Genomic DNA, 7,582 nt, shown 5'->3' on the forward strand with positions numbered 1-7,582 from the left:
CAACCTCACAGACCCAAACCTTTTCAAACTTTCCAAAAATAGCAACAAATAGCAGACATAGGGAAGAGATCATGGGACTTTGGAGAATTTCGCGTCGGAACCCGGCTAACGCAGTTCCCGATTTTCGCTCCCTGCTACAAATTGACGTGATCGAGTCCGCACAAACCGCACCACATCTACTATCACAGATTCCCGAAAGACTTGACCGCCTCGTGCGCATTGGACTGGCCGACGTCGACCTAGACCGAGAGTCGGCCGTGGGACATCAATACACTGGAGATGGGCAGTCCTTTGCCTTCTCCAGCCGCCAACTCGGACAAGTCGTCGATCTAGCTTACATTCTGGCCGAGCTCGTTTTCGATCATAATAAATGGTACAAGCCGGAACTTCGCTTGCGCATAGCCGTTGAGGTTGGACCACTTCCAGCCAAACCAGGATTATACCCTAGTAACATTTCATGCAACCGACTATTAGAGTCTCCACAGTTCAAGAAATTAGCTCTCCGATGCGCCAAAGAGCGTCTTGGCAGCTCGATGAGTATCGCTCTAATCATTTCTAATACCACATACCGGACGATCTTCAGTGGAAATCACACGAAGTTGGCAAAGCGCAGAGACTTCGCACAACTAGCAGTCGCCTTTAAAGAATTCGAAGACACTTCATGGGTGAGCGTACCGGGCTTCGACGCTTACAGTCTTGGCAAACTGATCGCCGAAGGCGACGCCTACGACGCTCCGCCGTGACTTCTGCAACCTCCTACCACCATGCTTCCGCGAAAGCGGGATCCGTCGCTCCCGGGTGCTTCAGCGCTCTCCGCACCAAAGTATCCAGGAAGACAACTCGCGCGAGTGGCTCACAGTTGCGCTTTGATCACTCACCCTGGCAAAGCGTATATCGCGCAGATACCGTGGCGGCACATGACCTACTAAAAGTCGTCTCCCCCACGGCCTCGCGAGATCGGACGCCACACCCGGATCGGGCCGATCATCACCTCACCCATCAAGAGGTTGGCCGGGCGGTCAGCTCCAGTCGGCCCAGCGCGAGATCCCGGCACTCGGGCGGCCAAGCGACAGTGGGACCGCCAGGTTCGCCCAGTAAATAGAATCCCGATCCGTCTTTCTTGTGGCGAAATAGGCCCGGCAACTCATCGGAACACTTCAGTCGCGCTTATTGTAATTAATTATTTGATTGTCTCCATTGCTTACATGACCTATGTGGCGCGCATTAATCTTAAGATGATTATGACCACCACTCGGCGATCCGCTTGCCTCACCGACATGTTCCTGCGTGGAAGTGATTGGTCGCGCACGATACGACACACCGGCGAGGATAACCGTAGCAAAAAGGGCAAACACGCTGGCGTACTTGTCAGCACTGTCCAGGCCTTGGGTTAGAAAAAAGCCTGCAAGCGCGGCGCAAACGACCGTCGTTGACACCAGAACCACGAATTTCTTCACTGATTTTTGCATAGTCGTCACATCCTCAGAATCAGAACAGCCCGAAGCCGGGCGCTCGCACTTCTTCCGTCGCCACCGACTCCATCCGAATCCGGTGAAGCTCGCAGCATGGCAGCTTCTCCATGCGCCTCACCTCGTGTTCGAAATTCTGCGTGTACTTCGTGCTTCTACCAATCGGCAACGCAAGAATATCGTCAGCGTCGACTCGGCCGTCGCTGATGATCGCGTTAGAATCATGTGAAAGCTGGAATTCAAGGAAACTTTCGGAGGGCTGCTGGTTCTCAAACCTGTGCAGTGCTCGACTGAAGGCCGAAATGGCCGACGGATCCGTCACCGCTTCCGCGAAGCGGCGTACCAGCAGGTCGCTCGTCTTGAGCAGGTGATCGAGCGGCACGGTCGCCCGAGCGATGACCACCCGGGAGTTGGCTGAGACGTGGTTATGATCGCCGTATACCACCATTTCGCAGTCGCCCAGGTTGAGCTCGACATCCTCAGCAGCCGGCAACTCGGCGGCGGTCCTGAAGTTGCCCTCCGGTGCTGCGTCGAGAAGTCGCTGGAATCGGTGGATCGCGGCGCCGTCCCGCGGCTTCATCACCACGTCGAGGAACGCGTCACGAGCTGCTTGCGTCAGGTCTCGCCAGAACTCTTTGATGTCCACGTGCATGCGCTTGACGACATAGGTCGTCTCGCAACCGACCTTGGTATGGTCGCCGATAGCGACGACGTCGACCGAGTCGGAGTGAATCAACCGGATCGGCACGTCCGTCGAGCCGGTCAGGCGCCCAGGGCCATTGACGATGATCGTGATGGTGACACCCGCACGGCGGGATGACTTGGGATCGCCGATCTCGCCGATCGGTGGATTTTCGACCTGGGCGGCTTGTTTACGCTTCGGCACCGCGGACGCCACGAACGGTCCCGCCCCGTGTGAGGCAACCGGTGGTGGTGTTGTCCGACCGCCGGCGGCACGGGCTTCCGCTTGCAGGTGTGGTCTGGGCAGCGGCAGGCGGTCCGTCGACCAGCTCTGGCCGTCGGCCCGGTCGGGGTCGCGCTGGGCGGTTCCGGGCCGGAGATTGTCGAGGTGCGCAGTCGCACGGACGTTGGCACCGGTCCAGTTGATCTCGTTGGCCGCCCGCATCGGCTTGGCGGGAGACGGGCTCATCCGTACACGCCGGGCCGAGCGGCCGGACGGTCGGGCCGCTCGGCGCTTCGCAATCACAACGAGAATCCAGACCCCGAAGACGAAGATCACGACAGCCGCGAGCGGGATCGCGATCGTCTCCAACAGAGCCGGCACCCTGGAGACGAGGTAGACCACGCCGGCGACCACGGACTGCACGAGCTTGACGAGCAGGGCGCCGACAAAGAAGACGGCCATCAGCGCGAGGAGAAACCGCATCGCACTCTCCGATCCTTCGGCGATCCAACCAGGATCCTCGCCAACACTCCTGCCGTCGATAGCGAAGAGGACAAGGTTGTCACAAGCACCCGTTCAGCCCTGAAACCGTTACTCCGCAGCCCTACCGGGCAACCGGTGGGGTTCCATCCGCCGCATGGTTTCGGCGGCCGGTCCGCCGGTGATCTCGCCGTCCGGGCTCGACCACGGTCAAGCCGACCGGGATTGTCGAACTCCACCGCAGTCGATACAGCCTTCGCTAGGGCCGGCGATCTGTCGAGGGCCGACCTTGGTGCCGGCTGGCGTGTGCTGCCGACCAGGTCCTCGTCGAGCCACGTCGCCGACGGCCTCGAACCGGAGCCAAGCTGCCAATTCGCCCAGCGCGGCGTGGACGGTGAGCCCGTTGAGGTAGACCACAAACGGGTTGGCCGAGCTGGTTCCGTAGCCGTGCTGCCGATCGAGGGCCTGCTGGTCGGCGGACTTAGTGGTCGGTTTCGGAAGTTCTTCGGGGGTCGTGACGACCCGGGATCAGTAGGGGTTGTCCAGGTAGAGGCGGCAGGCGCAGTCGAGGGCTTCTTCGGGGCTGCCGCTGGGGAATCCGGTGGGCAGGATCTGGTTTTCGTAGCGGTCGCTGCTGGCCAGGTAGAGCCCGAAGCCCCAGTGCCGGGCTGAGCCGCCGTAGCGGAGCCGGATCAGGGGTTGCACTGTCCCGTCGGGCAGGTGTGCCTCGACGTAGACGAACGCGCCCCGGTAGCGGAACTGCAGCTCACCGGCCTGGGGCCAGTGGGTTGCGGCGTGGGCGCGCAACCGTTGCCCGACAGAGATCTTGGTGGACTCCGGTGGGGTGGCCATGACCGACATCGTGCCCCACCGCCATCCTGGGTGCCGCCCTGACTCCTCGATCATGAAACGAGTCCTGTTGCGATGCCCGTGGTCCAGGCCTGCCCAGTGACAGTGACCGGCGCGATCCGGCGGGTGCTGACCCGGCGTTCCCGGGGGCAGAAGACGCCGTATCGGGACAAGGTCCGGGCGCAGATCGTGTTGCTGGCCGCCCGTCGGTGGTCCAACACGGCGATCGCGGCGGCGGTGGGGATCAGTGTGGACACGGTCCGGACCTGGCGTGGCCGGTTCGCGGAACTGGGGTTGGCGGGGCTGGTGGATCTTCCCCGGTCGGGTCGGCCGTCGCGGTTCACCGCGGTGCAGGTCGCGCAGGTCAAGGCGCTGGCCTGCCAGTTTCCGGCTCGTGCGGGGGTGGCGTTGTCGCGGTGGTCGTGCCCGGAACTGGCCCGGGAGGCGGTGACCCAAGGCATCGCGGAGGCGATGTCGGCGGCGACGGTGTGGCGGTGGCTGGCGCGGGAGGCGATCAAGCCGTGGCAGTACCGGTCCTGGCTGTTTCCGCGTGATCCGGACTTCGCGGCGAAGGCCGGGCGGGTGCTGGACCTCTACGAACGCCGCTGGAACGGCCGGAGGCTGGGGCCGGATGAGTTCGTGATCTCCAGTGATGAGAAGACCTCGATCCAGGCCCGCTGCCGCTGCCATCCCACCCTGGCGCCCGGGCGGGCGCGGATGATGCGGGTCAACCACGAGTACGCGCGGGGTGGTGCGGTGGCGTATCTGGCCGCCTACGACGTGCATCAGGCGCGGGTGTTCGGCTCCTGCGCGGCCTCGACGGGGATCGTGCCGTTCATGGCGTTGGTCGAGCAGGTCATGACCGTCGAGCCGTATGCCTCGGCGAAGCGGGTGTTCTGGGTGGTGGACAACGGGTCCTCCCACCGCGGCCAGGCCGCGATCGATCGTCTGGCCGCACGGTTCCCCAACGCGGTCATGGTGCACACCCCCATCCACGCCTCGTGGTTGAATCAGGTGGAGATCTTCTTTTCGGTGGTGCAACGCAAGGTCGTGTCTCCCAACGACTTCACCGATCTGGACGAGGTCAAGCAACGACTCGCCGAGTTCGAGAAACGCTACAACGCGACCGCCAAACCCTTCCGATGGAAGTTCACCCGCCGGGACCTGCGCGACCTGCTGACCAGGATCAGCGACCACGAACGCCAAGACGTCCCTGTCGAACTCCCACACGCGGCATGACCACCCACGAAGAACTTCCGAAACCGACCACTTAGCCCAGCCCGACCTCCGCCGGATCCAACTCGTCAGGCAAGACAGGCAAGGACCGTCCGGCAGGACGAACACGACACGGCCACCGAGAGCCGCGGGCGCGGCGGTGCGGTCGGCCCCGGCGGTGATGTCGAGGTAGGGCATCCGCGAGTCGACCGCGACCTGGTTGGGCCGGTGCCGGGGACCGTCGTGGTCGACGCACCCGGTGATCAGGTCGACGTCATGCAGTTCCGGATGCGGTTCGGCAACGGTGATCCCCGGCCGCTGCGCGACGTTGATGAGCGGGTCGATCGCGCGCATCCGGCGACGGACGACGAGCCGCTTCGGGCTGATACCGACCTGTCAGCGCCGTCGCCGCCAACTGCTCAACCAAGGCGACCGCTGATAACGGATGTCCACCACCGCTGCACACACTCGGCCAGCGGCGTTACACAATTCACTCATTGAAACTAGGGAAACCGGGCTGTAGCCGCCGATCTTCAAACAAACTAACTAGGGGTAGTCGAGCTAGAGTTTTTTTATACTCATCCCCACCGTTTGGTCTAATCAACGAGGGCGGCTGACTCGATGTAGATGCACTCAGAGCAACACCCATGCTGGCTGTCCCGAGTGTCACAAGCAACCAGCACGCTTGCCAGATCGACAACCCGCCAGGCACACCCGCCATCACCTGGGCGCCAGCTGAGGAGGCCATCAACGTAGCGCACACGAACGTTCGCGACGGCCGAATCCTCACAAAGATGAGTATCGCACGTCAGCGTGCCCGACATAGCTCCAGGACCGCCCTGCCGGTGCCTGCCAGCCTCAAAGGTGAAGACCCGGCTCGGCAAGTCAGGAGGTAGCGGCGCACACCTCGCGAAGTTCCACCGCCGGGAAGACTGCTTTTGCCTCACGCTGCTGAGCCGACCGGGTGAAGCCAGCTGGTCAAACCAGGATCCCGTGACTCCCGCCGACGTCCTGACAACGGCGTGCAGTACGGCCAGCTCGGCGCCACCAACATGCACGCGCATTTCGGGGCGGCCCGCCCATCTGGCGATCCCCCGGCGACGGCAACCGGAAGCAACGACGCCAAGCCCGCCCCTCCGGAGCAGAACAGCAGCCCGCGACCTGCGTAAGTACACGTTTCGACTGGTCGAGCTATGTGTCGCACTTCCCTGACACGGAAGAGGTCACTGGTTCAATCCCAGTATCGCGCACCACATGTTTTCGCAGGTCAGAAGCCCTGTCCCTCCCCGGAGGGGCGGGGCTTTCAGCTGTCAGTCGGCGACGATCCGGCGACGGCCCCCGGACCCGGCCCGATCACCCGCTGGGACCGCAGGTGCGGGAACCACGACACCAGCTTCGCCCGCTCGCCCGGGTACAAGGCTACGTCGCCGGGATCCTGGCGACGCTTTCCTTGCTGTCCTTGGTGTTCTACTACGCGAACGCCTTCCTGCCCATCGGCCGAATCACGTCGATGGCGTGGACAGTGATCGTCGCGATCGTTCTGCTGCGGCGTCTCCGGTCGAGAAGGTCCTTGGCGGGGTCCCCGTAGCTGTCGGTCTTGGTGCGACGGTGATGCCTTACCCGACGGCCAGCAAGGGCACCGGCTCGCGGCGCATCGGTTTCGATCGGGTGAACCGGATCGGAGATCACCGAGACCTCGCCCCAACGGCCTTGAGCCCACCCCCGACCACGGCCGTGGCGACGAAGACCAACCCGATCACCAGGAGCGTGACGTTCACGGTCACCTCGATCTCCCCTCACAACCCGGCGCACGCGGTTACGGCAAGAATTCTTCTGTCCTGCGCCGGCTGGACGGCTTCGGCGGGGTTTGGCACCGGTCGTTCCGGGGTACTACTGCTCTCGTAACGCAACCAGTTTCGAGGTGAGAGCGGTGAAGGAAGCCCGGTCGCGGTGTCCGATCAACCTGTCGCTGGAGATCTTCGGCGACCGGTGGACGCTGCTCGTCCTGCGTGACGTCGTTTTCGGCGGGGCGCGGCACTTCCGGGAGCTGCTCGGCGGTGCGGAACGGATCTCGTCGAACGTGCTGGCCGACCGGCTGGCCGCGCTCGTCGAACACGGGCTGCTCACCCGGGCCGGGGACGCGTCGCACAAGCAGAAGGTCACCTACAGCCTGACCGAACACGCGATCGACCTCGTCCCGGTGCTCGTGCAGCTCAGCGCCTGGGGAGTGCGGCACCTGCCCGTCGCCGACGCCTACGCGGCCCGCGCGGAAGTGCTCACCGCCGGCGGTCCCCCGCTGTGGGAAGCCTTCATGGACGAACTGCGCGAGACTCACCTCGGCACCCGCCGCGGACAGGTCTTCGGCGACCGCATGATGGCTGGACGCGGCCGATCGCGGCCAGGCGCCGTCGCCGAGGAAGTGATCCGCAAGTCGAACGACGCCTTCGTCGACCTCATCCACGACCTGTCGGACAACGAAGAGTTCCGCCGCTCAGGACTCGGCCCCGCGCCGCGACACCTGGCGCTGATCATCTCGGGCGGTCTCAACGAGCTGACGGCCGACCTGGTCGAGAGCGGTGGCGACCTCCGGCGCGGCGCCGAGATCGCCACCGCCACCACAACCGCTTTGCTGGCAACGGACTTCGCCAGCCGCGGCAACCCACGG

At 63.7% G+C, this 7,582-nt stretch carries 7 protein-coding genes; 4 read left to right on the top strand and 3 right to left on the bottom strand.

The window, feature by feature from the left end:
- Positions 1–71: 71 nt before the first annotated feature.
- On the top strand, positions 72–743 hold the full coding sequence (locus A3CE_RS56095) for a hypothetical protein (RefSeq protein WP_125591800.1): 672 nt from the start codon (positions 72–74) through the stop codon (positions 741–743).
- Between the two features lie 414 nt (positions 744–1,157).
- On the opposite strand, the gene A3CE_RS56100 is transcribed toward A3CE_RS56095, so the two are convergent.
- The 3 genes from A3CE_RS56100 to A3CE_RS0104435 form a co-directional block, all read right to left on the bottom strand.
- Positions 1,158–1,457: a hypothetical protein gene (locus A3CE_RS56100; protein ID WP_125591798.1), complete on the bottom strand. Its 300-nt coding sequence runs from the start codon at positions 1,455–1,457 to the stop codon at positions 1,158–1,160.
- Between the two features lie 31 nt (positions 1,458–1,488).
- Entirely contained in the window at positions 1,489–2,856 is a 1,368-nt protein-coding gene (locus tag A3CE_RS0104430; protein ID WP_020638855.1) for a hypothetical protein, read from the bottom strand.
- A gap of 525 nt (positions 2,857–3,381) precedes the next feature.
- Positions 3,382–3,705 carry a hypothetical protein gene (locus A3CE_RS0104435; RefSeq protein WP_043791768.1) on the bottom strand — a complete coding sequence of 108 codons (324 nt, stop codon included), beginning with the start codon at positions 3,703–3,705 and terminating at the stop codon, positions 3,382–3,384.
- 72 nt (positions 3,706–3,777) lie between these two features.
- Here A3CE_RS0104435 and A3CE_RS50120 point away from each other — a divergent pair, with 72 nt between their 5' ends.
- The 3 genes from A3CE_RS50120 to A3CE_RS59545 all read left to right on the top strand — a co-directional run.
- Entirely contained in the window at positions 3,778–4,941 is a 1,164-nt protein-coding gene (locus A3CE_RS50120; protein ID WP_043790678.1) for an IS630 family transposase, read from the top strand.
- Between the two features lie 1,348 nt (positions 4,942–6,289).
- Positions 6,290–6,505, top strand: coding sequence for a hypothetical protein (locus A3CE_RS0104445; protein WP_020638858.1), 216 nt, complete (start codon positions 6,290–6,292; stop codon positions 6,503–6,505).
- Positions 6,506–6,847: 342 nt separating this feature from the next.
- Positions 6,848–7,582 (top strand): winged helix-turn-helix transcriptional regulator (locus A3CE_RS59545; protein ID WP_020638860.1); only part of this gene is annotated, 735 nt, incomplete at its 3' end.

Source organism: Amycolatopsis balhimycina FH 1894 (assembly GCF_000384295.1).
Classification (GTDB): Bacteria; Actinomycetota; Actinomycetes; order Mycobacteriales; family Pseudonocardiaceae; genus Amycolatopsis; species Amycolatopsis balhimycina.

Coding starts and splice junctions, on each gene's coding strand:
- A3CE_RS50120 (WP_043790678.1), top strand. CDS start 3,778: ATGCCCGTGGTCCAGGCCTGCCCAGTGACAGTGACCGGCGCGATCCGG.
- A3CE_RS56095 (WP_125591800.1), top strand. CDS start 72: ATGGGACTTTGGAGAATTTCGCGTCGGAACCCGGCTAACGCAGTTCCC.
- A3CE_RS0104435 (WP_043791768.1), bottom strand. CDS start 3,705: ATGGCCACCCCACCGGAGTCCACCAAGATCTCTGTCGGGCAACGGTTG.
- A3CE_RS0104430 (WP_020638855.1), bottom strand. CDS start 2,856: ATGCGGTTTCTCCTCGCGCTGATGGCCGTCTTCTTTGTCGGCGCCCTG.